At 75.4% G+C, this 25,345-nt stretch carries 19 protein-coding genes; 11 read left to right on the top strand and 8 right to left on the bottom strand.

The genetic code is table 11. The annotated features are described in order from the left end of the window. Positions 1–21 precede the first annotated feature (21 nt). A complete protein-coding gene (locus tag AC060L_RS30350; protein ID WP_483802162.1) occupies positions 22–579 on the top strand; it encodes a DUF1990 family protein in 558 nt (185 codons plus the stop codon). Between the two features lie 19 nt (positions 580–598). On the opposite strand, the gene AC060L_RS30355 is transcribed toward AC060L_RS30350, so the two are convergent. After that, complete coding sequence (locus AC060L_RS30355) at positions 599–1,960, bottom strand: UDP-glucose dehydrogenase family protein (RefSeq protein ID WP_483802163.1); 1,362 nt, start codon at positions 1,958–1,960, stop codon at positions 599–601. A 113-nt stretch (positions 1,961–2,073) separates the two neighbouring features. Further along, complete coding sequence (locus AC060L_RS30360; RefSeq protein ID WP_483802164.1) at positions 2,074–2,952, bottom strand: alpha/beta fold hydrolase; 879 nt, start codon at positions 2,950–2,952, stop codon at positions 2,074–2,076. A 143-nt stretch (positions 2,953–3,095) separates the two neighbouring features. Between AC060L_RS30360 and AC060L_RS30365 the strand changes: the two genes are divergently transcribed. Next, positions 3,096–3,866, top strand: coding sequence for an MBL fold metallo-hydrolase (locus tag AC060L_RS30365; protein ID WP_483802165.1), 771 nt, complete (start codon positions 3,096–3,098; stop codon positions 3,864–3,866). A 76-nt stretch (positions 3,867–3,942) separates the two neighbouring features. Here the strand turns inward: AC060L_RS30365 and AC060L_RS30370 are convergent, their stop codons facing one another. The 4 genes from AC060L_RS30370 to AC060L_RS30385 form a co-directional block, all read right to left on the bottom strand. Beyond that, on the bottom strand, positions 3,943–8,562 hold the full coding sequence (locus tag AC060L_RS30370; protein ID WP_483802166.1) for a hypothetical protein: 4,620 nt from the start codon (positions 8,560–8,562) through the stop codon (positions 3,943–3,945). Between the two features lie 100 nt (positions 8,563–8,662). Further along, positions 8,663–9,514, bottom strand: coding sequence for a hypothetical protein (locus AC060L_RS30375; protein ID WP_483802167.1), 852 nt, complete (start codon positions 9,512–9,514; stop codon positions 8,663–8,665). Positions 9,515–9,623: 109 nt separating this feature from the next. Further along, the gene (locus tag AC060L_RS30380; RefSeq protein ID WP_483802168.1) at positions 9,624–11,156 is read right to left on the bottom strand and encodes a hypothetical protein; all 1,533 of its coding nucleotides are present in this window, start codon (positions 11,154–11,156) and stop codon (positions 9,624–9,626) included. A 547-nt stretch (positions 11,157–11,703) separates the two neighbouring features. Further along, complete coding sequence (locus AC060L_RS30385) at positions 11,704–11,829, bottom strand: hypothetical protein (RefSeq protein ID WP_483802169.1); 126 nt, start codon at positions 11,827–11,829, stop codon at positions 11,704–11,706. Between the two features lie 354 nt (positions 11,830–12,183). Here AC060L_RS30385 and AC060L_RS30390 point away from each other — a divergent pair, with 354 nt between their 5' ends. The 7 genes from AC060L_RS30390 (at position 12,184) to AC060L_RS30420 (ending at position 20,867) form a co-directional block, all read left to right on the top strand. After that, positions 12,184–15,342, top strand: coding sequence for a lantibiotic dehydratase (locus tag AC060L_RS30390; protein ID WP_483802170.1), 3,159 nt, complete (start codon positions 12,184–12,186; stop codon positions 15,340–15,342). Then, the gene (locus AC060L_RS30395) at positions 15,342–16,727 is read left to right on the top strand and encodes a lanthionine synthetase C family protein (RefSeq protein WP_483802171.1); all 1,386 of its coding nucleotides are present in this window, start codon (positions 15,342–15,344) and stop codon (positions 16,725–16,727) included. Before AC060L_RS30390 ends, AC060L_RS30395 begins: the two co-directional genes overlap by 1 nt. Positions 16,728–16,834: 107 nt before the next feature. Further along, the gene (locus tag AC060L_RS30400; RefSeq protein ID WP_483802172.1) at positions 16,835–17,323 is read left to right on the top strand and encodes a hypothetical protein; all 489 of its coding nucleotides are present in this window, start codon (positions 16,835–16,837) and stop codon (positions 17,321–17,323) included. Positions 17,324–17,457: 134 nt separating this feature from the next. Then, positions 17,458–18,234: a LamB/YcsF family protein gene (locus tag AC060L_RS30405; RefSeq protein ID WP_483802173.1), complete on the top strand. Its 777-nt coding sequence runs from the start codon at positions 17,458–17,460 to the stop codon at positions 18,232–18,234. A gap of 17 nt (positions 18,235–18,251) precedes the next feature. Next, positions 18,252–18,869, top strand: a complete 618-nt coding sequence (locus AC060L_RS30410; protein ID WP_483802174.1) for a 5-oxoprolinase subunit B family protein — start codon at positions 18,252–18,254, stop codon at positions 18,867–18,869. After that, the gene (locus tag AC060L_RS30415; RefSeq protein ID WP_483802175.1) at positions 18,869–19,753 is read left to right on the top strand and encodes a 5-oxoprolinase subunit C family protein; all 885 of its coding nucleotides are present in this window, start codon (positions 18,869–18,871) and stop codon (positions 19,751–19,753) included. The genes AC060L_RS30410 and AC060L_RS30415 overlap by 1 nt, the downstream gene beginning before the upstream one ends. A 61-nt stretch (positions 19,754–19,814) precedes the next feature. Beyond that, on the top strand, positions 19,815–20,867 hold the full coding sequence (locus AC060L_RS30420) for a MerR family transcriptional regulator (RefSeq protein WP_483802200.1): 1,053 nt from the start codon (positions 19,815–19,817) through the stop codon (positions 20,865–20,867). Between the two features lie 28 nt (positions 20,868–20,895). Here AC060L_RS30420 and AC060L_RS30425 read toward each other — a convergent pair whose 3' ends face one another. Beyond that, complete coding sequence (locus AC060L_RS30425) at positions 20,896–22,332, bottom strand: HEAT repeat domain-containing protein (protein WP_483802176.1); 1,437 nt, start codon at positions 22,330–22,332, stop codon at positions 20,896–20,898. Between the two features lie 316 nt (positions 22,333–22,648). Here AC060L_RS30425 and AC060L_RS30430 point away from each other — a divergent pair, with 316 nt between their 5' ends. Together AC060L_RS30430 and AC060L_RS30435 are read left to right on the top strand one after the other, a co-directional pair. Next, entirely contained in the window at positions 22,649–23,032 is a 384-nt protein-coding gene (locus AC060L_RS30430; protein WP_483802177.1) for a hypothetical protein, read from the top strand. Positions 23,033–23,133: 101 nt separating this feature from the next. Then, positions 23,134–23,310: a hypothetical protein gene (locus tag AC060L_RS30435; protein ID WP_483802178.1), complete on the top strand. Its 177-nt coding sequence runs from the start codon at positions 23,134–23,136 to the stop codon at positions 23,308–23,310. Positions 23,311–23,335: 25 nt separating this feature from the next. Here the strand turns inward: AC060L_RS30435 and AC060L_RS30440 are convergent, their stop codons facing one another. Continuing rightward, complete coding sequence (locus AC060L_RS30440; protein WP_483802179.1) at positions 23,336–24,805, bottom strand: DNA-binding protein NsdB; 1,470 nt, start codon at positions 24,803–24,805, stop codon at positions 23,336–23,338. Positions 24,806–25,345: the final 540 nt, after the last annotated feature.

Below are 25,345 nucleotides of genomic sequence, written 5' to 3' on the forward strand. Positions count from 1 at the left end.
CGGCTGCCGTACAACTGTCTGATGCCCTCCTACACCCTGCACCACCGCTACCTCGCCGCCCGCACCTCCGCGCCGAGCTACCCCGAGGTCGGCGCGAGCCGGTTCGCCGCGCTGCCGGAGGGCTACTCGTGGGTCCGCCGCCGGGTGCACCTCGGGCAGGGCCGGGAGGTGCTGGAGCGCGCCGGGGCGTACGTGCTCGGCTGGGGCGCGCAGCTCGGCTCGGGGTTCGCGGTCTATCCGCCGCAGTCGCGCGCGGCGGCCGGCGCCACCGTACTGGTGCGACTCAGCCTGCCCGGCGTCCGGCTGCCACGACTGGTGATCCCGTGCCGGGTGGTCTGGACGGTCGAGCAGGACGACCGGATCGGCTTCGCGTACGGCACGCTGCCCGGGCACCCGGAGTGCGGCGAGGAGGCGTTCGTGGTGAGCATGGACGCGGCGGGCGACGTCTGGTTCGAGGTCGTCGCGTTCGCCCGGCTCGACGCCTGGTACGCGCGGTTGGGCCGCCCGGTGGCGGCGGCGCTCCAGCACCTGGCGATCGAACGGTATCTGCGGGTGGTGGCGCGCGCCGTCGCCGCGTGAACGATGACCTGACGCTGCGTCAACTACCCGTGGGTGCGGGCCTGCCGAGCTGCCAGACCTGCCAGTCGGCGGCCAGCCAGGCCTCCGGCAGGACGGCGTTGCGCACATCGACCAGGGTCCGGCTGTTGACCAACGGCGCCGCCTCGCGCGGCAGTTTGGGGTCCTCGGTGTACTCGGGCCACTCGGTGCCGAGCAGCACCAGGTCGGCGCCGGTCACCGCCTCGAGGGCGCTGGGCGCGTAGTCGAACCGGGGGTGCAGGCGGCGTGCGGCCGCGAGCGCCTGCGGGTCGTGGATCCGGATCGCGGCCCCGCGCTCGTGCAGCCGTTCGGCGAGCCGCAGCGCGGGCGAGTCGCGGACGTCGCCGGTGCCGGCTTTGAACGCGGCGCCGAGCAGCCCGACGGTCAGCCCCGCCAGCGAGCCGGCCGCAAACGAGCCGCCGGCCGCGCGCTCGACCAGGGCGGCGGCCGCTTCCAGCCGCCCGCGGTTGACCTCGTCGACCGCCGTCAGCAGCGCGGCCGCGCGGGTGGCGCCGAGTTCGGCGACCCGGTGGGTGAACGCGCCCACGTCCTTGGGCAGGCAGCCGCCGCCGTAGCCGATCCCCGGCCGCAGCCCGCCGTGGCCGATCCGCCGGTCGATGCCCATGGTGTGGGCGACCTGCTCGACGTCGGCGCCGGTGAGCTCGCAGACCTCGGCCATCGCGTTGATGAACGAGATCTTCGCGGCGAGGAACGCGTTCGCCGCCGACTTCGCGAGCTCGGCGGTGGCCGGATCCGTGACGATCAGCTCGACCTCGCCACGCTCCAGGATCGGCCCGAACACCGCTTCGACCGCCTCACGGGCGCGGGCCGAGGAGAGGCCGACCAGGATCCGGTCCGGGAACAGCGTGTCCTCGACGGCATGGCCCTCGCGCAGGAACTCCGGGTTCCAGACCAGCTCGACCAGCCCGGCCGCCGGGTGCGCGTCGATCAGCCGCTGCAGCCGCGCCACCGTGCCGACGGTGACGGTCGACTTGCCGACGATCGTGCACGGCTGCTCGATCAGCGCCAGCAACGCCTCGATTACGCCGACGAGTTGCCCGGTGTCGTAGCCGAAGCCGTCCGCGCGCAGCGGGGTGCCGACCGCGATGAAGTGCAACTCGGCGTGGCGCACCGCCACTTCGAGCTCTTCGGTGAACCGAAGCCGGCCACTGGCGGTGTGCTTGGCGAGCAGGTCGTCCAGCCCCTCCTCGTAGAAGTGGGCGGAACCACCGGACAGCACACGGCACTTGTCCGGGTCCGTCTCGACGCCGACCACCTCGTGGCCCAGTTCGGCCATCGCTGCCGCGTGTGCGGCCCCGAGCTGACCGCAGCCGATCACCGATACCCGCATGGGAGTGAACATCGTTGTCCCCCAGAGACATTGACGCACTATGGGCGCGACGCACCATGGACGCGCAGTCGCGTGGGACGACGCTAGCGGCCGTCGTGGGGGTCGGCGAGCGGCCCGCCCGGGCGTCACTCGAAAGGGGACACCCGGGTGGAGAGGAAGCCGTCGATCAACGCCGCGATCTGCGCGCTGTGCGTCTCCAGCGCGAAGTGGCCGGTCGGCAGGAGGTGCACCTCCGCCTCGGGCAGGTCGCGCAGGAAGGCGGTGGCGCCCGCCGGGCCGAAGATCTCGTCGTGCGCTCCCCAAGCGGCGAGCAACGGGACCTGGCTGCGGCGGAAGTACTCGTGGAACTCCGGGTAGAGCGCCACATTGCTGCCGTAGTCACCGATCAGCTGGAGCTGCACGCGGTCCAGCCCCGGCCGCTGGAGCAGGGCGATGTCGTGGCGCCAGGCGTCCGGGTTGAGCAGGCTCGGGTCGGCGATGCCGTGGGTGTACTGCCAGATCACGCCCTCCGCCGACTGGGTGGCCCGCACCGGCGCCTCGGTGACCGGGTTCCGGTCGGCCCAGTAGGCGCGGATGTCCGCCCAGGCCTCGGGGACCAGGCCGTCCTCGTACGCATTGCCGTTCTGGGTGACGATCGCGGTGATCCGCTCGGGGTGGGCGAGCGCGAGCCGCAGACCGATCGGCGCGCCGTAGTCCTGCATGTAGAGCGCGAACCGGGTCAGGCCCAGCTGCTCGGTGAACTCGCCGACCAGCGCGGCCAGCCGCTCGAAGGTGTAGTCGAACTCCTCGACCTGTGGGGCGGCCGAGTAGCCGAAGCCGGGGTAGTCCGGCGCGATCAGCCGGTAGCGGCCGGCGAGCAGCGGGATCAACTCGCGGAACATGTGCGAGCTGCTCGGAAAGCCGTGCAGCAGGAGCAGCACGGGGGCGTCCGGCGCGCCGGCCTCGCGGTAGAAGATCTCCTGGCCCTGCACGGTGGTGGTGCGGTAGTGGATCTGCGCGCTCATCTTAACCCCTCAAGACGCTTTTCCCGGTTAGCCGATGGCACCAGCCAAGCACTCCACCTACTAACCTGTCAATCGTTGATCAGAGGTTAGGCGTCGGCTATTGTTGAGACACCGGCGAACGAACACCAGTAGGGGGACCCACCATGACCCGACCCAGCGTCACCTATCTCGGCGGACCGACCGTGCTGCTGGAGTACGGCGGGCTGCGGATCCTCACCGATCCGACCTTCGACGCCCCGGGCGAGTACCCGATCGGGGAGCGGATGCTGGTCAAGACGGCCGGCCCGGTACTGACCGCCGAGCAACTCGGCGTCGTGGACCTGGTGCTGCTCTCGCACGATCAGCACCCGGACAACCTGGACGCCGGCGGCCGCGCCTACCTGGCCGCGTCGGGGGCCACCGTGCTCAGCACCGCTTCCGCGCAGCAGCGGCTCGGCGGCGCGGTCCGCGGCCTGCCGAACTGGGAGACGGTCGAGCTGCCGCGGCCGGACGGCGGCGTGCTGCGGGTGACCGGGGTGCCGGCCCAGCACGGGCCGGACGGCACCGAGCACCTGGTCGGCGAGGTCACCGGGTTCGTGCTGGCCGGCGAGGGCCTGCCGACGGTGTACGTCAGCGGCGACAACGCCTCGCTGCCGGTCGTGCGGCAGATCGCCGAGCGGTGCCCGGCGCCGGACGTCGCGCTGCTCTTCGCCGGCGCCGCCCGCACCCCGCTGGTCGACGGGCAGCTGACGCTGACCAGCGCGGACGCCGCGACGGCGGCCGAACTGCTCGGCGCCGGCCTGGTGCTGCCGGTGCACTTCGAGCACTGGGGGCACTTCACCGAGGGCGCGGACCGACTGGTGGCCGCGTTCGAGCAGGCCGGCCTGACCGGGCGGCTGCGGGTGCCGGCGCCGGGCGAGCGGATCGAGCTCTGAGCCCGACCAGGCTCTTGAGCCACGCGGCACCCGGGCGGACGAGCCCGGATGCCGCGTTCGGGTGCCGCGTTCGGTGCTACTCGGCTGCCGCCTGCGCCACCGGCTCCGCCGGGCGCTTGAACATCCGGGTGGCGGTGATCTCGCCGTGCACCGTCGGGCCGTCCGGGTCCTGCGGCGCCGGCAGCCCCGGACGCAGGTGTTCCTCGACCGAGATGTACTTCAGCCCGGCCCGCAGGTCGGCGTCGTTGCGCAGCCGGATCACCAGCGGGAACTCGGCCAGCGCCGTGGTGTCGAAGAGGCCGGTGGTGTAGATCAGCTGGACGCCCAGCGCATCGGCGACCGCGCGCTGGAGCTCCAGCAGGTAGGTCGCGTTGGCCCGGCCGATCGGGTTGTCCAGGAAGAGCGTCCCGGCGTGCCGCAGCTGCGACTGCCCCCGGTCGTTCGCCCGCAGCGCGGCCATCGTGCAGTAGAGCGCGATCGCCGCGGTGAGCAGCTGGCCGCCGGAGAAGACGTCGGACATCTGGCCGACGCTGACCCGCTCGGCGCGCAGCACCGCGTCCGGCTTGAGGATCTCCACCGAGACGCCCTTGGGCCCGATCGCCGCCGCCACCCCGCGCAGCAGCAGCGACATGCCGTCACGCCGTAGGTCGTTGTTCTTGCGGAGGGCCGAGCTGGTCGCCTCGTCGATCACCTCGCCGAGCCGCTCGGCGAGGACCGTCTGGTCCGGGTCGTCGAAACGGATCCGCAGGAACTCCTGACCGGACCACTCCCCCAGCCCCTCCGGCAGCCGGGAGAGCCGCTGGGCGGCGCGCAGGGTGGCGAGCGAGCTCTCCACCAGCCCGCGCAACCGGTCGACGATCGAGCCGCGGTTGCGCTCCAGCTGGGTCAGCTCGTCGCTGAGCACCCGCAGCCGCGGCGCGAACGCCCCGGCCCAGGCGGCCGCGTGCTCGGGCAGCGCGGCCGCCGGCAGCTCGCGGATCTGCTGGCGGGCCGGCGTGCGGACGGCCTCGTAGCGGGCCGCGTTGGCGTGCCGGACCAGCGCGTCCGAGGCGTCCCGGACGGCCAGGTCGGCGGCGGTCAGCTCGGCCGAGGCGGTGCGCAGCGCGCGGCGGGTCTCGGTCGCGGCGGTGCGCGCGTCGGCGAGCGAGTCCAGGTACGGCTCGGTGGCCTGCTCGCCCTCCTCCGGCGCGTGGTCCCGCAGGCCGTCGCGCAGCAGCGCCGCCGCCTCGTCGAAGTCGGCGGCGGCCGACTGCGCCGACTCCAGGGTGCGCAGCAGCTCGCCGTGCTCGATCCGGGCGCTCTCCAGCAGCTCGCGCCGCTCGGCGAGTTCGCCGGTGGCCACGCGCAGCAGCTGCTGCGCGTGCTCGGGGTCGGCCGGGACCAGCTCCTCGGGCAGCTCGGTGTGCGCCTCGCCGGAGGCCGGCGCCGAGCGCTCGACCTCGGCGCGCAGCCGGCCGAGCTGCTCGCTGGCCACCGCCGAACGCGCCTCGATGGTGGCCACCAGCTCCTCGGCGCGGGCGGCGGCGGCCTGGCGGGCCGGGCCGTCGGCGCCGTCGGTGCTGGTCAGCAGCTCCTCGGCGCGGCTGCGCACCTTGTTGGTGAGCCGGTTCAACTCGGCCTGGGCGGAGGCCTCGTCGCTCTCCGCGCGGGCCTGCTCGGCGCGCAGGTCGGCGCCGACGCCGACCTTCTCGTAGAGCTGGGCGGCGGCCCGGTAGGCCTCGCGCAGCGCGGGCAGCGAGGCGGTCGGCAGTTCGTCGGTGACGGCGACCGTGCCGGAGAGCTCGGCGCGCTCGGCGCGCAGCGTGCGGGCGGTGCGGCGGGCGTCGTCGGCGGCGCGCTGGGCGGCCCGGCGGTCCTCGTCACAGGCGCGGGAGCGCTCGGCGCAGGCCAGCTGACGGCGGTCGCACTCGGCGGCGTCCTCGGTCAGCTCGCGCACCTGGCGGTTCCAGCCGGCCCGCTCGCGCAGCCGGAACGCGAGACCGGCCAGCGCGTCGGCGCGGCGGCGGACCTGCTGGGCGGCCTCCCGGCGCTCCTCGTACGCGGCCGCGACGGTGACCCGCTCGGCCTCCGCCTCGGCGTGCTCGGCCCGGGCGGCGGCCAGCTGGGCGCCGGCGAGCTCGGCCTGCTCGGCGACGGCCGCGACGGTGTCGGCGAGCTCGGTCAGCGTGCCGGGCGGGCAGGAGGACTGCCAGGAGGCCAGCCGGGCGGCCAGCGCCCGGTCACCGCCGAGCCGGGCGGCCAGCTCGCGGATGTGCTCCTCGCGCGCGGTGGCCCGCGCACGCAGCTGGTGGCGCTCCTGGTCGGCGGCGGACTCGTCGTGCATCGCCGGGTTCGGCGGCACCAGGAAGAACGCCGGCTCGTCGGTGACCGGCGCGATCAGCGAGGCGGCTGTGCCGACGGCGACGGTCGAGCGCGGCAGCAGCGCGGCGGCGGCGAGCGTCTCGCGGGCCCGCTCCAGCGAGGACGGGTCGGTGACGACGACGCCGTCCACCAGCTCCGGGCGGGCCGCCAGGATCCGCTCGTGGTCCACCGGGTCGACGGACTGCGCGAGGTAGCGCCAGCCGGGCAGCGCGGGCACGCCGTGCTCGCCGAGGTACTCGACGGTGGCCAGCACGTCCGGGCCGGGCGGCAGCAGACCGCCGTCACCGAGCGCGGCGAGGATCCGGGAGTCGTCGGCGGCGGCGGTGCGCAGGTCGAAGAGGGTCCGCTCGGCGGAGGCGATCGCGGTGTCGAGCAGCTCGGTCAGGTCCTCGGCGGCGCGGTCCAGGACGGCCGGGGTGAGGCGGTCGTCGGCGCGCTCGTCAGCCGATGCTCCGTCTGATCCGTCGAAGTCGTCCCCGTCGTGCCCAATGCCGTCGTGGTAGGGACGCAGCGAGAGCAGTTCGGCCAGCCGCGGCTCGGCGGCCAGCCGGACGGCGGTGCGCTGCTCGGCGGCCAGCGCGCGCTGGGCGGCCCCGCGGGCGTCGACGGCCCGCGCGGCGGCGAGTTCGGCCCGGCCCTCGGCGGCGGCGGCCTCCCGGGTCCGGGCGGTGGCCTGCTCGGCGGCAGACCTGGCCTGCTCCAGAGCGGCGGTGGCGGCCTGCTCGGCGTCGGCGGCGTGCAGCGCGGCGCGGGCCGGGTCGATGTCGGCGGCCGCGTCGATCCAGCCGGCCTCGACGGCGGCCGTGGTCTCCCGCTCCACCTCGGCGAGCCGCTCGCGCAGGTGCCCGGCCTCGGACCTGGCCTTCTGCGCGGCGGTCGCGGCCGCGAGGCCGTCGCCCTGCGCCTGGGCGCCGTCGGCCTGCAGCTCGGCGGCCCGGTTCTCCTCGCCCTCGGCGATCTCCTCGGCGGTGCCCGCCGCGGCCTCCAGCGCGTGCGCGAGCGCACCGGCCGCCTGCGCCCTGGCGGCGAGCGCCGGTGCGGCGTCCAGCTCGGCCTCGCGGATCGCGGCGGAGACCCTGGCTGCCCGGTCGGCGGCGGCGCGGTGACGCAGCACCGCCTCGGCGGCCTGCCAGGCGGAGTGCAGCGTGCGCGCGTCCAGCAGCTCGCGGCGCAGGCCGGCCGCCTCGGCGGTGGCGGCGGCCAGCGAGAGCGTGGCGTGCCGGTGGGTGAGCTCGGCGGTGATCAGCGAGTGCCGGGTGCGGTCGGCCTCGGCAGCGGTCACCGCGCTCGCGGCGGCGGCCACCTCGATCGACAGGTCCTGGGCCCGGCCGCGCTCGGCGCCGGCCCGGGCGGCCAGCGCCTGGGCGAGCCGGCGGGTGCGGCGCTCGGCCGAGCGGTGCGCCTCGCGGACCGACTCGCGGGCGCCGGTCACCTCGACGATGCGCTGCAGCAGTTCCAGCGAACCGGCCGTGAAGTCGCGCTCCGCGGTCAGCTCGGCGCGCCGGCCGAGCTTGGCCGCGAAGCCGTGCACCAGGTCGGCCAGGCCGTCGGTGTCCCGGGTGTCGGTGACCGCGCGCAGCAGCAGGTCGGTGAAGTCGGCGTCGTGCTTGACCGCGAAGAGGCCGGCCGCCTCGCCCTCGTCCGCGTTCATCTCGCGCTGGTAGCGGAACAGCTCCGGGTCCAGACCGAGTTCGCCGAGGTGCTCGGTCCACCGGTCGTGGCCGTCCTCGAAGGTCAGGTCGAGGTACGGGTAGGCCTTGCCCGCCTCGGTGAGCGCGTCGCGGAAGCCCTTCATGGTGCGGCGGCGGCCGCGCGGCCGGGCGGTCGGGTCGCCGAGCGCGGCCCGCTCGGCGACCGGCAGCGAGTCGAGCGTCAGGCCGGGGCCGGGGCGGAACGAGTACCAGGTCTCGGCGAACTTGCGCGGGTCGGAGGAGACCTGGCGGCCGCGCCACTCGCTGACCTTGCCGACCACGATCAGCTCGCCGGTCACGGTGTGCTGCCACTCCAGCGCGACGTGCCCGCAGTCGTCGGCCAGCAGGAACTTGCGCAGCACGCCGGAGCTGGCGCCGCCGAGCGTGTTGCGGTGGCCGGGCAGCATCACCGAGAAGATCAGCTTGAGCAGGACGGACTTGCCGCCGCCGTTCTCCAGGAAGAGCACGCCGGCGGGCGCCGGGCGGCGCTGCGGGCCGGCCGGCTCCTCCCCGAACAGGCCGGGCTGCCGCGGGGCCGGGTTGGCCACCGGCTCGCCGACGCCGCGCAGGTCCAGCACCGTGTCGGCGTAGCGGGCGCCGGCCGGTCCGATGGAGTAGAGGCGGACCCGGTTGAGCTCGTACATGAAGTCTTGGCCTTACAGGGTGTCAGGAGACAGCCGCGCTGGTGAGCGGCTCTGTCAGGAGGCAGCAGGGGCAGAGGCAGCAGGGTCGAAGGCAGCGGGGTCAGAGGGAGTGGAACGGCAGGCCGGCGTCGGCGACCAGCTCTTCGCTGTGGTCGGCGGGCAGCAGCGTGGCGCTGCCGTCGCCGACCGGGACCACGCCGAGGTCGAGCAGCTCGGCCATCGCGGCGCTGCCCGCCAGGTCGCGGACCTGGAGCTGGTACCGGGCGGTGGTGCGGTAGGTGCCGCCGGCGTCGTCCGAGGCCTTCTGCAGGAAGCCGGAGTCGACCAGGAAGGCCACCGCCTTGCCGGTGATGCCGATCGTCGAACCGGAGAGCCGGCGGGCGTCCTTGGTGGCGCCGGTCGCGGAGCGCCGGGCCCAGACCCGCCAGGCCGCCTCCAGTCCGGGCGCCTCGCTGGCCGGGTCGGTGTTCGCGCCGTCGGCCTCGGCCTGCTCCTCCAGCCTGCGGCAGGCCTGCCGGACGAACGCGTCCACGCCGTTCACGGTGATCCGGCCCAGGTAGCCGTCGTCGGCGAGGTCGGCCGGGCGCGGGAACGCCATCGCGGCGACCGCGAGGTGGGCCAGGCCGTGCAGGAACCGGTCGGTGGTCTCGGACGCGGCGCGGCGCGAGTAGTCGCCCATCCGGACCGCGAAGACCGAGTCCTCGGCGGCGGCCAGCGCCATGCCGGCCCGCGCCGAGACCTCCAGCACGACCAGGCCGAGGCCGGTCGCGACGGCGTCGGCGAGCCGGGCGAAGAGCGGGTCCTCGCGGTAGCGGCGGACCAGCTCGGTGTACTCGGCGTCGCGGGCCGGGAGCAGCTTCGCCTGGAGGCCGAAGGAGACCAGCCGGGAGGCGTCCGCGACATCGCCGGGGGTGAGCGCGGCGGGGGCGGCGGCTTCCTGGGGGACGGTCACGGGTGCTGCTCCTTGGTACGGGTGAGGGCTTGTCACTGCGCGGCCTGCCGGTCTGCTGTCGGCTGGCGGATCGTCACGGCCTGCCGGTCTGCTGTCGGCTGGCGGATCGTCACTGCGCGTCCTGCCGGTCCGCCGCCATCCCGACCGCGTCCAGCAGCGCGCTGCCGACGATCAGGTCCGCGCCGCCGAACTCGGGGTCGGCGAGCGTGGCGCCGTCGTCCACCGCGAAGAGCAGCCGCTCCTCGCCCTGGCGGTACGCGGTGCCGACCGGCGGGCTGGCCGCGTGCACGGCGAGCAGCGCGACCAGGTACGGCAGCTCCGGGTCCTGCTTGCGGGCGTCGGCGAGCAGTCCGGAGAGCCGGCGCGGCGCGTCGGCGGGCAGGTCGAGCAGTTCCAGAGCAGCCTCCAGCTGCGCGTCGGAGAACCGGCTGTCGTCGGGGGTGGCGACCAGGTCCGGATCCGGCAGCTCGGCGCCCAGGTGCTCGCGCTCGACCGGCGGGGTGAGCAGCAGTTCGACCAGGTCGGTGACCCGGACGGCGGTCGGGTTGCGCAGTCCGGCGCCGTGCGCGAAGAACGCGTCGGTGGGCCGGATCGCCTGCTCTATCGGCAGCCGCAGGACCGGCGCCAGCAACTGCCCGTACAGGTCCACCCCGGCCCGGGCGGCCGGCGCGGCGAAGGCCTGCCGGTCCTGCTCGGCGCGGAACAGCGGGCCGGCCTCCAGCAGCCGGGTCTGCAGCTGGGTGTGCCGGCGGATGCAGTCCTTGACGATGTCGACCAGCTCGGCGGCCTGCCGCTTGTGGTCGGCGCTCTCGGCCTCGTCACGCGCCTTGCGGATGTTCGTGAGGATCGCGTTCTCGTGCCGGTAGCGGTCGGCGATGTGGTCCAGCGCCTCCGCGATCAGGTCCGGCACGGCCTGCATCCAGTCGACGGCCCGCACGTTGCGCCGGGTCGCCTCCAGCACCCGGCGCAGCGTCTCGGCGTACTGGACGGTGCGGTAGCGGGCCTGTTCGGCGGCGAGCTGGGCGTCGGCGAGGCGGCCGCGCCGGATCAGCACCTCCAGCTTGACCTCGGCCGCGATCTGCGCCGACGTGACGTCGGTGTCCAGCGCGCCGACCAGGACGTTGACCGCCTCGTCGGTGGTGCGCAGGTAGACGCCGCCGTCCGGGCCCGGCACCTCCTCGATCAGCTTGAAGTCGTAGTCGCGCCGCAGGTAGGCGCCGTCCGCGCCGAAGGTGCCGTAGACCGCGCGGAAGCCGCGGTCCACGCTGCCGACGTTGATCAGCGACTCCAGCACCCAGCGGGCCACCCGCTGGTGCTCGGTGGCCGGCCGCTCGGGGTGCTGGGCCGCGACCCGGGGCAGCAGGCGGGCCTGGACCAGGTCCCGGTCGGCGCCCGCGTCGAAGTCCATGTTCAGCGTGACCAGGTCGATCGCGGCCAGACCGACCTCGGCCATCGCGTAGCCGCCGTACTCGCCGGCCAGGTTCACCTTGCGGTTGTCCAGGTCGTGCAGCGGGGCGGTGCAGGCCAGCGCCTTGAGGCGACGGGCCAGGCCCTCGTCGGCCGCCGGCCCGGGCGCCGGGCGGGCGTGCCCGACGGGCGGCCTGAGCTCGCGCTCGGCGGGTTGATCGGCGATGACGGTCATGAGGGACAAGATTAGGGCCCCGGACCGTCAAGGTCCGAAACGGGAGCAGTCGTCACGCTTCGTCCTGGGGTACACGAGCCGCCCAGGGGCGCGGGCCGGGGCGGCCGCCGGAGCGGGAACGGCGGCCGCGGCGGAGCGGGTCGACGACGCGGGGCGACGCGGCGCGGCGCGGCGCGGCGGCGTGAACCCGGTGACGAGCGCGCTGCGTATGCAGCAGTGAGGGCCCGTACGCGAGGGCCCGCCTCCGAATGCCTTCTGCGGGTTGCCCGCGGAAGCCGTGCACCGGGCATTCCTGACAATGCCCGAAAGTGCAGGAAGGCCGAGCCGATCGGGCATTCCGCTGTTTCGGCATTCCAGCATTCCGGCATTCCGGAACTCCGACCCCGGGCGATCCAGCCGAAGGCGCACATGCAAAAGCACCGGAGTCCGGCTCCGGTGCTTTCCGATGAATCCACTGCCTCAGTACTTCGTGCGCTCCCAGCCGAAAGTTCCGCTCGCCGGCGGCCCCACGGGGGAGGCGGGGCCGCCGGCCGCAAGCGGCGACTGATTAGCAGATCGCGCAGGTGGTGAGGGTGTGGTAGGTGAAGCCGGCCTCGGCGGTGGGCTCCTCGTCGACCAGCGGGGCCTCGGTCAGGTCGATGTCGAAAAGGTCCTCAACGGTGATGGCAGACATGGTGTGTCTCCTGTCGTTCGCCGGTGGTACCGGACTTCCTGACGAACCGATCCGGTTCGCTTGCCGAGGATGCTAGGCATTTCGACGGCGGGCCGTCAACGGGTGATCCGGAGCTGTTTTTCGGGCGTTCACGAAATTCTCTCCGACCCCTCCCCCATGGCTGTCGGCGGTGTTATAAATGCCCTTTCGGTGCAGCCCTGACGGCCCGTCGATCCGGCGCGCCACGGGTGGGTGAGGGGAGTCCGGGTGGTCCAGGAAGCGACGGCCGGTGCGCGTGGCGGCCGCGAGCGCGGTCGGGGCGGGGCCGCTCGGGATGGGGCCGCTCGGGGCGGCGTCTTCCGGAGCACCGGTGACGTGCTGCTGCGCGTCCCCCTGCTGAGCCGCGACCGGGTGCGCGACACCTGGCACGCGCCCGCCGCGGACGCCGACCGCACGGAGGTCGAGCGCTATCTGACCGAGCTCGCCGGGCACGCCGCGTTCCGCGAGGCGGTCGAGGTCTCCAGCCCCTCGCTGGCCGGCCTGCTGGACCGGGTGCTCGCGGGCGAGCGGCTCCCGCTCGCCGACCTGCGCGGCGCGGTCGGCTCGCTGACCCGCTACCGGCTGCGCGCCGCCACCCGGCCGACCCCGTTCGGGCTGATGGCGGGCGTGCTCTGGGCCGGTTTCGGCCCGCAGGCCGTCGGCCGCCTCACCGGCGGCGGGCAGCGCGGCGTGCGGCCCGACCGTCGCCGGCTCGCCGAGCTGGTGGCCCGCTGGGAGCGCGACCCGCAGCTGCTGGCCGAGCTGCGGGTGGTCGCCAACAACCTCTGTTTCGTGCGCGGTGACCGCCTGGTCCTGCCGTTCACGCCGGACGCGGCCGAGGCCGGCCCGGCCGGCACCGACGGCGCGGCCGCCGGTGCCACCGCCGGCCGTTCACCCGTGAACCGCACGCTGCGGTACACACCGGTGGTCCGCGCGGCGCTCGCCGCCGGCCGCCGGCCGGTGCCGCTGGCCGAGCTGGAGCGCACGCTCGAGGAGCAGTTCGCCGGCGCTCCGGCCGGCGCGATCCGCCGGCTGCTCGGGCAGCTGGTCGCGGCGGACGTCCTGCTGACCGAGCTGCGCCCGCCACTGGACACCGAGGACGCGCTGGCGCACCTCGCGAAGGTGCTGCCGCCGACCGCCGAGGCCGCCCACGAGCGGGTGCAGGCGGCGCGGCAGGCCGTGGAGGAGTACCGGCAGGCCCCGCTCGGCGCCGGCCGCCCCGCCTGGCGAAGCGCGCTCACCGCACTCGGCGGGCCCGGCGGGCTGCAGGTGGACCTGCGCCTCGACGGCGAGGTCGTGCTGCCGGAGGCGGTCGCCCGCGAGGCCGAGCGTGCGGCGGACCTGCTCTGGCGGCTGTCGCCGGACCGGCCGGGCCGACTCGCTCCGTACCACGCGGAGTTCCTGGAGCGGTACGGCCTCGGCACGCTCGTCCCGCTCACCGAGCTGCTCGACCCGGACCGCGGCCTCGGCGCACCGGCCGGCTACCAGCTGCCGCCCGGTCACCGCGGCGCGCCGCCGGAGCCCGCCCGGGCGGCCGACCGCGAGCGGCTGCTGCTGCGCCTGGTCACCGAGGCGGCGGCGACCGGCGCGCGCGAGATCGTGCTGGACGAGCAGCTGATCACCCGGCTCGCCGGACCGGCCGGGTCGGACCAGGCAGCACCGGACCAGGCGCCGCCCTCGCTCGAGCTGCTGGTGCAGCTGGTCAGCGCCTCGCCGCAGGCGCTGGACGCCGGCGAGTTCACCCTGGTGCTCTCCCCCGTCCCCGCCACCCCGCAGGCCGGCTCCGCCGTCGGCCGGTTCGCCTACCTGCTGCCGCAGTCCGAGCGGCTGCAGGCGGCGGTGCGGGAGCTGCCCGGCCACCGGCCCGGCGCGCTGCCCGTCCAACTGCACCACCAGGTCGCGGACCACCGGCACGGCAACGTGGCGCAGGTGCCGAGCTGGCTGGAGCACCGGCTGGCGATCGGCACGTACGACGACCCCGGCGAGCCGGGCGCGCTGGACCTCGCGGACGTGCTGGTCGGCGCGGACACCGAGCGGTTCCGGCTGGTCTGCGGCCGGCTGGGCCGCGAGCTCAGCCCGGTGGTGCTGCACCTGCTGAACCGGGAGATCGGCGCGCCGAACGCGGCCCGGTTCCTGGTCGAGGCGGCCGACTTCGGCAACCGGCAGTGGCGGCCGTGGGACTGGGGCACCGTCAGCGAGGCCCCGTTCCTGCCCGCGGTACGGGCCGGGCGCACGGTGCTCAGCCCCGCGCAGTGGCGGCTCGACCCGGCCGAACTGCCGGACCCGCGCCGGGATCCGACGCTCTGGGACGCGGCGCTGCGCGAGTGGTGCGCCCACTGGGGCGCGCCGGAACACCTGCAACTGATCCTGGCCGACCAGCGGATCCCGCTCAACCTCGCCGCCGAGGCGCACCGGGAGCTGCTGCGCTCGGCAGCCGCCCGGGCCGGGCGGACCGGGCGGGTGCTCGTGCTGCAACAGCCGCCGGGCGGGTCGGACGTGACCGGCGGCTGGCTGCGCGGGCCGGACGGCGCGGCGCACGACGCGGAGCTGGTGCTGCCGCTGGTGGCCCGAGCCCCGCACCGGGCGCCGCAGGCACAGACACAGTCACAGCCCGGCCTCGCGGAGCCGCTCCCCTACCAGGCCCCCGTAGTGCACTCCCCCGGTGGCGAGTGGCTGTACGCCCGGCTGGCCGGATCCGCCGAGCGGCAGGAGGAGTTGCTGACCCGCCACCTCGCACCGCTGCTCGACCGGCTGCCGGCCGCCGTGGACCGCTGGCACTTCGTCCGCTACCGCGACCCGGCCCCGCACCTGCGGCTGCGCTTCCACGGCGCGCCCGAGGCGCTCCACGGCGAGCTGCTGCCGCAACTGCACCGGCTCATCGAACAGTTGCGCGCGGCTGGTCTCGCGCAGGGGCTGACGCTGGACGAGTACGCGCCGGAGACCGCGCGCTACGGCGGCCCGGCCGTGCTCACCGCCGCCGAACGGGTCTTCGACGCCGACAGCCGGCTGGTGCTGCAGCTGCTCGGCGCGGCCGACGCGAGCACGGGCGCGGGCACGGAGTCCGATCCGCTGCTCGCGGCCGCCGGCGAAGTGGTCGAGCTCGCCCGCGCGTTCCACCACGGCACCGGGACGGACTGGGCGCACTGGCTCTGCACGACGTACGCCAAGCGGGAGGAACACCACCGCGCGTTCGCGCAGCGCCGACGGGCGGCGCTCGCGGCGATCACGCTCGCCGGGGCCACCACCGGCCCCGAGCTCGCCACCCGCGCCGAACTGCACGAACGCCTCACCACCTACGGGCGGTTGCTGGCCGAACAGCGGCGCGCCGAGCCCGGCCCGACACTGGCCGCCGTGGTCCACATGCACCTCAACCGCCGCTTCGGCACCGACCGGCGCACCGAGGCACGGGTGCTCGCGATCGCGCGCGGCGCCGTCCGGGCGCAGCTCGACCGGCTCGGACAGGCCCTGGGTGCGTCACAGGGGGACCGACCGTGATGTCCCTCGATCCGCACCTCGCCGGCGACCCGCCGGGCGCCGCCGAGTCGGTCCGGCTGCTCGCGGCCCGGCTGCTCGACCCCGCCGCGGTCGCGGCCGCCGGCGCCGGCTCGGCCGGCGCCACGACGCACTCCACGACGCACCCCGCGACACGCCCCGCGACACACTCGGCGTTCCACCCGCTCTCGCTCGCCGACGGGCACCCGGGCGTCGCCCTGCTCTTCGCCGAACTGGCCCAGCGCGACAGCTCGTTCGCGCCCGCCGTGCACGGCCACCTGAGCGCCGCAGCGGCGGCGCGGGCCGGCCGGCCGCCGCGCGAGCGGCTCTTCCTCGGGATCCCGGCACTGGCGTTCGCCGCGCGCTGCGCCGTCCGGCGCGAGGGCGAGTACGCGGCACTGCTCAACGCCGCGGACCGGCAGGTGGCCGCGCTGGCCGAGCGGATCCTCGACGCCGACCGGGCCCGGCTGGCCGCCGGCGAGCCCGGGGCGGCGATGGAGACCTACGACGCCGTCTCGGGCCTGGCCGGCCTCGGCCGCTACCTGCTCGCCTGCGGGCCGGCGCAGCCCGTCACCCGCCGGATCCTCGACCACCTGGTGGCGCTCACCCGGCCGGTCCGGGCGCACGGCCAGCTGGTCCCCGGGTGGTGGACGCCGGACCCGGTGCTGCTCGCCGACCCCGGCCGCCACCCGCGCGGCCACCTCAACCTGGGCCTCGCGCACGGCATCCCGGGCCCGCTCGCGCTGCTCGCGATCGCCTGGCGGCAGGGCGTGCGGGTGCCCGGCCAGCAGGAGGCGATCCGGACCGTGGCGGACTGGCTGCTGGCGCGCCAGGAGCAGGACGGGCACGGGCCGTACTGGCCCACCGTCGTCCCGTTCGAGCGCGAGGTGGCGGCCGGCGACCGGCCGCCGTCCGAGGTCGCCCGGGCCGGCTGGTGCTACGGCGCGCCCGGGATCGCACGGTCCCTCCAGCTGGCCACGCTCGCGCTCGGCGAGCCGCGCTGGGAGCAGGCCGGTCTCGCCGCCGTCCGCTCGGCGCTGGCCCGGCCCGCCGAGCAGCGCGGGATCGCGGACGGTTCGCTCTGTCACGGCGCGGCGGGGCTGCTGCGGGTGGTGACGCTGCTGGTCCGCGACGCCGAGCCGGGCACCGCCGACCCACTCGCCGACCCGCTCGTCACCGAACTCGCCACCGAACTCGCCAGCCAACTCCCCGGGCTGACCGCCGACCTGCTCGCCCGCGCCGACCCGGCCAACCCGTACCTCTGGGCCGCCCAGGGCCCGTTGCACCGCCCGGGGTTCCTGGACGGCGCCGCCGGCTGCGCGCTGGCCCTGCTCGGCACCCGGCCGGACGCGGCCCTGCCGTGGGACGCGGCGCTGCTGCTGGACTGAGCCAGCTGGGCACCCCGGAGGGCCGCGCATCCGAGAAAGTTGAACACGTTCAAAACCGGGGCTAGAGTCCCTCTCGCCGGGCGCCGCCCCGGCGAGAGGGGGTACCGATGACCACCGAGGCCATCGCGCTGCGCACCGTGCGCCGCTGGTTGTGGATCTTCATCGTCGGCCTGGTCCTCAGCGGCCTGACGGCGTTTCCGCTGCGCGCCGAGACCGGCTGGCTGGCCGCCGCCGCGCACCACCTGCCCACCCCGCCACCACTGCTCGACTGGCTGGAGCGGATCCGCACCGGAGTCTCCGACACCGCCGCGCGCTACCCGTTCCTCGCCTACGGCACCGACTGGCTCGCGTTCGCGCACCTGGTGATCGCGGGCGCGTTCTGGGGCCCGCTGCGCGATCCGGTGCGCAATGTCTGGGTGGTCCAGTGGGCGCTCGGCGCCTGCGCCGGGATCATCCCGCTCGCTCTCATCTGCGGCCCACTGCGCGGCATTCCGCTCTACTGGCGCTTTGTCGATATATCCTTCGGCCTCTTCGGCGCGATCCCGCTGCTGCTGGTCCTGCGCGGCATCCGCCGGCTGGAGCACGCCGTGGTGTAGCTCGCATCGGCCGGACGGGGGAGGCCCGGTCCGGTGATGCCCGGCGACGGGGTGGCCTCGGCGAACCGCGTGTCGGCGCAGGCCCTACGATCCCCTCAGGTATCCGCAGCAGCAGCTCTGGGAGGCAGGCGGCCGTGACCGGTACGGTGATCGATCTCAACGCGGACCTCGGTGAGGGGTTCGGACGCTGGACGCTGACCGACGACGAGGCCCTGCTGTCGGTGGTGACCAGCGCCAACGTGGCCTGCGGCTTCCACGCGGGCGACCCGTCCACGATGCGGCGGGTCTGCGCCCTCGCCGCCGAGCGCGGGGTGCGGATCGGCGCCCAGGTCTCCTACCGGGACCTCGCCGGCTTCGGACGGCGCGCGATGAACGTGCCCTCGGAGGAGCTGGCCGACGAGATCGCCTACCAGATCGGCGCGTTGCAGGTCTTCGCCCGGGCCGCCGGCTCACGGGTCAGCTACGTGAAGCCGCACGGCGCGCTGTACAACCGGGTGGTCTCCGACAGCGAGCAGGCCGAGGCGGTGGTCGCCGGTGTGCTGCGCGCCGGCGCGGTCTGCGACGGGCCGCTGCCGGTGCTCGGCCTGCCCGGTTCACGGCTGCTGACGGTGGCCGAGGGGGTCGGACTCCCCGTGGTCACCGAGGCGTTCGCCGATCGCGCGTACACCTGGTCGGGCACGCTGGTGCCGCGCAGCGAGGCGGACGCGGTGATCGACGACCCCGAGGCGGTGATCGCGCGCGCGGTCGGCATGGCCCGGGACGGCCTGGTCACCGCGATCGGCGGCGAGCCGGTCGCGGTGGACGCCCGCTCGCTCTGCGTGCACGGGGACACCCCGGGCGCGGCGCAGCTGGCCTGGCGGGTGCGCGGGGCGCTGGCCTCGGCCGGAATCCGAGTGGAGGCCTTCACGTGATGACGCATGATCAGCCGATGATCACTCAGGTCGGCTCGCACGCACTGCTGGTGGAGCTGAGCGGCGCCGAGCAGGTGGCCGCGTGGTACGCCCGGCTGCGCGCCGAAGAGGCGGCGGGCACGCTCGGCGAGCTGACCGAGATCGTGCCGGCGGCCCGTACCGTCCTGCTGGACGGCGTGCCGCGGCCCGCCGTGCTCGCGCAGGCGCTGCGCGGCTGGACGGTCACGCCGGGCGCGGCGGCGCAGGGCCCGCTGCTGGAGGTGCCGACCCTCTACGACGGCGCCGACCTCGACGAGGTGGCGGCCCTCTGGGGCACCAGCCGGGCGGAGGCGGTGGCGATCCACACCGGGATCGAGTACCGGGTCGCGTTCTGCGGATTCGCGCCCGGCTTCGGCTATCTGACGGGACTGCCGCCCGAGCGCGCGCTGCCGCGCCGGGCCACGCCGCGCCCGGCGGTGCCGGCCGGGTCGGTCGCCGTCGCCGGGCCGTACACGGGGGTGTACCCGCGCTCCTCGCCGGGCGGCTGGCAGTTGCTCGGGCGCACCGCGCTGGCGCTCTGGGACGCCGAACGGGAGCCGGCCGCACTGCTCGCGCCGGGCGTCCGGGTCCGCTTCGTCAGCGTGAAGGCGCTCTGATGGCGCATCGGATACTCGTGGTCCGCCCCGGCCCGCTGACCACCGTGCAGGACCTCGGCCGACGCGGCGTCGCGCACCTGGGCGTGCCGCGGGCCGGCGCGCTCGACCAGCCCGCGCACCGGGCGGCGAACCTCCTGGTCGGCAACCCGCCGGGCGCGGCGACCCTGGAGACCACGCTCGGCGGCGTCACGGTGCGCGCGGTGGCCGGGCCGCTGCTGGTCGCCGTCACCGGCGCCCCGGCCCGGATCCGGCTGGACGGACGGCCGGCGGCCTGGGGCAGCGCCGTCCACCTGCCCGCCGGCGCCACACTGGACGTCGGACCGGCCGACTTCGGGGTGCGCAGCTACCTGGCCGTCCGGGGTGGCATCGCGGTGCCGCAGGTCCTCGGCAGTCGGTCGGCCGACCTGCTCTCCGGTCTCGGCCCGGCACCGCTGCGCGCCGGCGACCTGCTGCCGGTAGGGCCGGCGGTCGCTGCACCGCCCGGGGTTGACGTACCGTCCGTCCCGGAGCTGGTCCCGCTGCCCGCCCCGCCCGCCGAGCTGGTGCTGCGGCTGCGCCCGGGCCCGCGCGCCGACTGGTTCAGCCCGGACGCGCTGCGCGCGCTCGCCGCCGACCGCTACCACGTGGCCTCGGCCGGCAACCGGATCGCGCTGCGGATCGAGGGGCCGGCGCTGGTCCGGGCCCGCAGTGGCGAGCTGGAGAGCGAGGGCATGGTGCTCGGCGCCGTTCAAGTGCCGCCGGACGGCCAGCCGGTGGTCTTCCTCGCCGACCATCCGACCACCGGCGGCTATCCCGTGATCGGCGTCGTGCCCGAGGCCGATCTGGCAGCCGCCGCGCAGGTCAGACCGGGTGCTCCGGTACGGTTCGTGCTCGTCAGGGGGTGACCGGCCAGGGCCTGGCCCGGGCCGGGCGCCCGGTACGAGGAGGGGACAGGTGACCGCACCGATGGAGCTGCTGACGATCGGGGCCTTCGCCCGGGCCTGCCGGCTCTCGCCGAAGGCGCTGCGGCTCTACGACGAGCTCGGCCTGCTGAAGCCCGCCGAGGTGGACCCGGTCTCCGGCTACCGCTACTACGACCCGGCGCAGCTCGAACGCGCCCGCCTGGTCGCCTGGCTGCGCCGGATCGGACTGCCCCTGGCCCGGATCCGCCGGCTCTGCGAGCTGACGCCCGGTCAGGCAGCCGAGGAGCTCAGCGCCTACTGGGCGCAGGTGCTCAGCGAGACCGCGGCCCGTCAGGACCTGGTCACCTTCCTCGTTGACGAGCTCAACGGAAAGGCCCCCACCGCGACCGCCGGCGCCCCGGCCCTCGCCCTGCGCTGCGCCGCCCGCAGCGACGCCGGCCTGGTCCGTCCGCGCAACGAGGACACCGCGTACGCGGGCCGCGACCTGCTGGCCGTCGCCGACGGCTACGGCGGCCCGGGCGGCGAACAGGCCGCCGGCGCGGCGATCGACGCGCTGAAGCGCTTCGAGGGCGGCGCCGCACCGGCCGACCTGCTGAACGCGCTGGACGAGACGCTGCGCGCCACCACCGCCGAACTGCCGGCCGGCACCGAGAGCGGCAGCACCCTCACCGCACTGCTCTGGTCCGGCTCCCAGCTGGCCCTGGTGCACATCGGCGACTCACGTGCCTACCTGCTGCGCGAGGGCGAGCTGTTCCAGATCACCCACGACCACACCCTCGTCCAGTCGATGGTGGACGACGGCCGGCTGACCCTCGCCGAGGCCGCCTCGCACCCGCAGCGCACCCTGCTGCTGCGCGCGCTGGCCGGCGCCGGCGACACCCGCCCCGACCTCTCGCTGCACGCCGCACGGGCCGGCGACCGCTACCTGCTCTGCTCGGACGGGCTGAGCGCGGTGGTGCCGAGCGCCCACCTGCACACCGTGCTCGGCACCGTCCAGGAGCCGGAGCAGGCCGTCCAGCAGCTGATCGCGCTCGCCAACCGGGCCGGCGGCCCGGACAACATCGCCTGCGCGGTCGCCGACGTGGTGGCGCTCTGAGGCCGCGCCGCTCCCGACGGTTTTACGCCTACCGCTCGCGGGAGGTCAGGCGGCCGCGGACGGCCGCGTGGACCTCGGCCTCCTCAGCGGGGTCGGCGGCCAGCCGGCGCAGGCGTTCGAGGACGCGGGCGTCGCCGGTGGTGACCACGTGCCGGGCGGCGAGTTCGCGGGTGGTCTCCTCGCAGTCCCAGAGGCACTCGACCGCCGGGCCGCTCGCGAAGTCGTGGTCGGTGCGGGCCAGAGCCTGGGCCGCGCGGCCGCGCAGTTCGGAGGAGGCCGCCTCGGCGTAGACGTGACGCAGCGGGCGGACGGCGTCCACGGCGGCCAGCCGCCCCACACCGTCCACCAGGGTGCCGAGTCCGGCGCCGCGGACGCCGTGCACCCGGAGCCAGCGGCGCAGGCCGGCGACCACGGTGGCGCCGTCGGACGGCTCGCCGATGTCGGCGAGCAGCAGCACGGCGGCCTCGCCGAGCGCGCTGTCGGCGCCGCCGGTGGCCGGGTCGGCCCAGCGGCGGGCCTGGGCCAGCGCGCGCGGACCGCGCATCCGGGCGCAGGACTCCAGGGCGGCCCGGACGATCCGCCGGTCGGCGTCGGCGGCGGCCGCCTCGATCAGCTCGGGCAGCGCCGGGTCGTCCTGGTCGACGAGGTGACGCAGCGCGGCCCGGCGGGCGCCCTCGTGGCCGTCACGGGCGGCGGACAGCAGCGCCTCGCGGTCCTCCGGACGGGCCACGGCGGCCAGACAGCGGGCAGCGGCGGCGGCGCGGCGGTCGACGGCGGCCGGGTCGGGGCGCAGGCCGGTCTCGGCCTGGTCGGCCCAGGCGAGCACATCGGCCACGCTCCAGCCCGGGGTGACCGTCTCGCGGCCGAGCTGGCGCTGCCAGAGGTCGAACGGGGACTGCTCACTCGCCGTGGCGATCCGCGGGTGGTGCGCGGCCCAGAGCCGCCACGGCTTGGGCTCGTAGGCGGCACGGATCGCGGCACGCAGCTCGGTATCGCCCTGCGGGTCCTGCGGGAAACGGGCCAGCACGGCGGGGGCGAGCGCGAGCAGCGCCGCGTCGTCGTCGCGCAGCGCCAGCTCGTCCAGCGCCCAGGCCCAGTTGCCGCCGGTCGCCGCGTAGGAGCGCAGCAGCAGCAGCGCGTCGCGCCGGCCGTAGGCGGCCAGGTGGCCGAGGACGGCCAGTGCCAGGCCGGTGCGCGCCTCGTCGAGGTCGAGCAGGTCGTCGGGGTGGTGCAGGTGCCGCTCGATGCCGCCGAGCGGGGCTTCCAGCTCCATGTAGACGCGGGCGTAGTAGAGGGAGCGGTTCTCGACCTGCCAGTCGGCGCGCGGGTCGCTGGTCACGCAATCCTCGAGTGCGGCGATCGCTTCGTCACGGTCCGCAGCGAGCGCATGCAGCTGCCCGTCGCCGCGTCCTCTTTGCAGAAGGCCGAGGAGGCTGGCACTGGGGGCTATCACGGGCTCGAACATGAGGTCAGCATCCGTTGCGGCGGTCGTGGAGGCAACGGAATTTCCGCCGCCGGGGGTCTGATGGTCACGCTGGGCAGGCGCCCGGGCGCCGGAATTACCGTAGGTTACCGCCTGCCTGTCCGTTACGCACACACTTCGGCCCGCACTCCTACGCCCGGTGCTCAACCGGTGACACGATAGGACAGGCCTGACGCGTCCACGACTGAATCCGCGAATCGGCTGCCCCGGGGCGGCTCTGGCATATGCCAGATGAAAGTTGCCAGAAGTTGTTCCGTTCCCTGCCCGGCGCGGCCCCGACTGTGGGAAAGTCGTCTCCATGAGTCACCCGCCGACCACCCTCCCCCTCGGCAGCGTCACCGGCACCGGGAGCAGAGCCCCGGAACCGAGCGCGACCGCCGAGTGGGACCTGGTCGGGGACGGCGTGCAGTGGTCCCCGGACACGTTCCGGCTGCTGGCCCGCAACCCCGCGCTCGGCCCGCTGACGCTCGATCAACTCCCCTCCCAGCTGGTGCCGCAGGACCGCCCGGCGCTGTGCCGGATGGTCACCGCGGCGCTCGTGCACGGCCGCCCGCTGGACGGCGTGGTCCGGATCCGCCGGACCACCGGCGCGCCGCCCGCGGCGGTGCACTGCTCCGGCCGCCCTGTGCTCGGGCCGGACGGCCAGGTCGTCTCGCTGCGGATGCAGCTGCGCGCCGCCTGACCGGCCGCGCAGCCCCCCGCGATCACTTGCCGACCGGCGCACATATGCTGTCGGCCGCAGGGTCGGCACAGGGCGGACCTGCACCACTGGGAGGACCGTTCATGGACAGCCAGATTCTTCACAAGGCCGCGTTCCTGCTGCACGAGTGCCACGAGCCCGAGCAGATCGTGGTCGAGCGCCTGAAGGACTACTTCCCCGCGCTGACCCTGACCGAGCGCGAGCGCTACGTCAGCGAGGCCTGGGACCAGGTGCACACCGCCGCGGTCGACAACCTCTGAGCGGGACGTTACGGGGGCCGCACGGTCACTCGGCAGGGCGGCGGGCCGGCGGCACCGCCGCCCTGATCTGTTCCCGCAGCTCGGCCACCTCCGGCAGGCCCTGGTACCGCGCGCTGAGCCGGTCGGTCTCCCGCAGCCGGTCCCAGGTGCGGTGGGAGGACGTGTCGCCGATCTGCGCCAGCGCCTTCCTGCTCCGCGACGCCGCCTCCTCGGGCTCGCCGGCGATCCACTGGACCGAGGCCAGCGTCACGTGGTCGAGCACCGTGGAGCGCTCCTGCCCCTGACCGGCCCGCAGCCGCATCGCCGTCTCGACGTGCCGCTCGGCGAGCCGGGCCGCGCCCGGGTCGTGCTCGGCCAGCGTCCGGTAGACCAGCGCCTGCATGCCGTTCAGCTCGGACTCGTTGAAGCCCCGCATCCAGCTCGGCAGCGGCTCGTCGCCCTGCCGGGCGAACAGCTCCTCGGCCTCGCCGAGCAGCCGGACGACCACCTGGGAGCGCCCGAGCGAGGCCTGTGCCCAGGCCTCGACGGTGTTGAGCATGGCCCGGGTGGCGGGCAGCGCCTGCGCGCCGGCGGCCGACTTGGCCAGGCGCATCAGGTCCAGTGCCTCGTCGGCCCGGCCGTGGTGCAGCAGCTGGCGGGCCGCCCTGGAGATCGCCTCGCCGGCCCGCGGCCGGTCGCCGGCCTCCCGGGCCGCCTGCGCGGCGATCACGAAGTACCGCTGGGCGGTCGGCTCCAGGCCGACGTCGTGCGACATCCAGCCGGCCAGCACCGCGAGATTGGCCGCCACCTGCCAGAGCCGGCGGGCCAGCTCGGGCGGGTGCGGATGGGTCAGCAGCCCGCCGACCTCGTTGAGCTGGCCGATCACCGCCTTGCGCTGGAGGCCGCCGCCCCGGGACGCGTCCCAGGCCCGGAAGACCTCGACCGAGCGCTCCAGCGACTCGACCTCGGCCGCACTGGCCGGGCCGGGTTCGTAGACGTCGGCCACCGGCCGGGCGGCCACGCCGCTGAAGAGGTGCCGGGGCCCGCCGCGGGCGGCCGCGGACGCGACACTCTCGCCGGAGAGCCATGAATAGAGGGAGTCGGGCACCGCGTCGGCACCCGGCAGCGCCGAGCCCGCGTCGGCCAGTCCGCGTCGGTTGAGCATCAGATCCATTCCCGTGAACTCGGTGAGGATCTCGGCCGTCCGATCCGGCTCCTGAACCGCGGCGGCCTCCGCCCGCGCTGTGCCCGGTCGCCGGTGTCGCACCAGACCGAGGTCCTCAATGGAGACGACACGGCCGAGCCGCTCGGTGAACACGGCAGCCAGCACCCGGGGCACCGGATCGCGCGGGATCTCCCCGTGCTCGATCCAGCGCCGCACCCGCGAGGTGTCGGTGGACAGCTGCTGCTGGCCCATCGCGGCCCCCCGCCGGTTGACCAGCCGCGCCAGCTCCCCCTTGGACCAGCCGGTCAGGGTGAACAGGTCGGCGAGTCGGGTGTTGGGTCCCTTGCTCACATCAAGCCCCCAGGATCCTCGGCTGGTTCGAGACTAACGGCGGGTCAGCCGCTCAGGCGAGGCCTGGCATGTGCCACCAGAGCATTCGCCAGGCTTCGCCAGGGCTCGCCCAGTGGTTAGCCAGGGGCGGCCCGGTGTCAGCTAAGAGTGCGCAACCCCACCCCGGGCCGAAAAACCCGGAAAGCCAGGCCGGGAGCCTATCCGGACTCGGCGACCGACCGCTCCGGGAACCCGGCGCGGGGGGTGGCGCAAGCGGGTGGCGCGCCTGGCGCGAGGCCCGGCCGCAGCGGACGAGCAGCGCATTTCCCCAGGGTGCGCCGCTCCGAGGCAGCGGCCGGGGCCGCGCCGGCCACCGTCCGACCCGGCACGAACCGGAATGAAGCAGCAAGCGCACGACCGGAGCTCGCACCACCCACAACGAGCGGTCGACGCGCACCAGTACGCCGGCACGCACGCCCCATGCGCCGGTGTACGTGCCACCGTCTGACTCCCCGCCAGGGCCGTCGCCTTGGCTGACATATGCCGTCGGCAAGGAAGGGA

Source organism: Kitasatospora sp. NEAU-69 (assembly GCF_057158765.1).

Coding starts and splice junctions, on each gene's coding strand:
- AC060L_RS30420 (WP_483802200.1), top strand. CDS start 19,815: ATGGAGCTGCTGACGATCGGGGCCTTCGCCCGGGCCTGCCGGCTCTCG.
- AC060L_RS30425 (WP_483802176.1), bottom strand. CDS start 22,332: ATGTTCGAGCCCGTGATAGCCCCCAGTGCCAGCCTCCTCGGCCTTCTG.
- AC060L_RS30355 (WP_483802163.1), bottom strand. CDS start 1,960: ATGTTCACTCCCATGCGGGTATCGGTGATCGGCTGCGGTCAGCTCGGG.
- AC060L_RS30365 (WP_483802165.1), top strand. CDS start 3,096: ATGACCCGACCCAGCGTCACCTATCTCGGCGGACCGACCGTGCTGCTG.
- AC060L_RS30385 (WP_483802169.1), bottom strand. CDS start 11,829: ATGTCTGCCATCACCGTTGAGGACCTTTTCGACATCGACCTGACCGAG.
- AC060L_RS30415 (WP_483802175.1), top strand. CDS start 18,869: ATGGCGCATCGGATACTCGTGGTCCGCCCCGGCCCGCTGACCACCGTG.
- AC060L_RS30370 (WP_483802166.1), bottom strand. CDS start 8,562: ATGTACGAGCTCAACCGGGTCCGCCTCTACTCCATCGGACCGGCCGGC.
- AC060L_RS30430 (WP_483802177.1), top strand. CDS start 22,649: ATGAGTCACCCGCCGACCACCCTCCCCCTCGGCAGCGTCACCGGCACC.
- AC060L_RS30360 (WP_483802164.1), bottom strand. CDS start 2,952: ATGAGCGCGCAGATCCACTACCGCACCACCACCGTGCAGGGCCAGGAG.
- AC060L_RS30380 (WP_483802168.1), bottom strand. CDS start 11,156: ATGACCGTCATCGCCGATCAACCCGCCGAGCGCGAGCTCAGGCCGCCC.
- AC060L_RS30350 (WP_483802162.1), top strand. CDS start 22: ATGCCCTCCTACACCCTGCACCACCGCTACCTCGCCGCCCGCACCTCC.
- AC060L_RS30410 (WP_483802174.1), top strand. CDS start 18,252: ATGATCACTCAGGTCGGCTCGCACGCACTGCTGGTGGAGCTGAGCGGC.
- AC060L_RS30435 (WP_483802178.1), top strand. CDS start 23,134: ATGGACAGCCAGATTCTTCACAAGGCCGCGTTCCTGCTGCACGAGTGC.
- AC060L_RS30395 (WP_483802171.1), top strand. CDS start 15,342: ATGTCCCTCGATCCGCACCTCGCCGGCGACCCGCCGGGCGCCGCCGAG.
- AC060L_RS30400 (WP_483802172.1), top strand. CDS start 16,835: ATGACCACCGAGGCCATCGCGCTGCGCACCGTGCGCCGCTGGTTGTGG.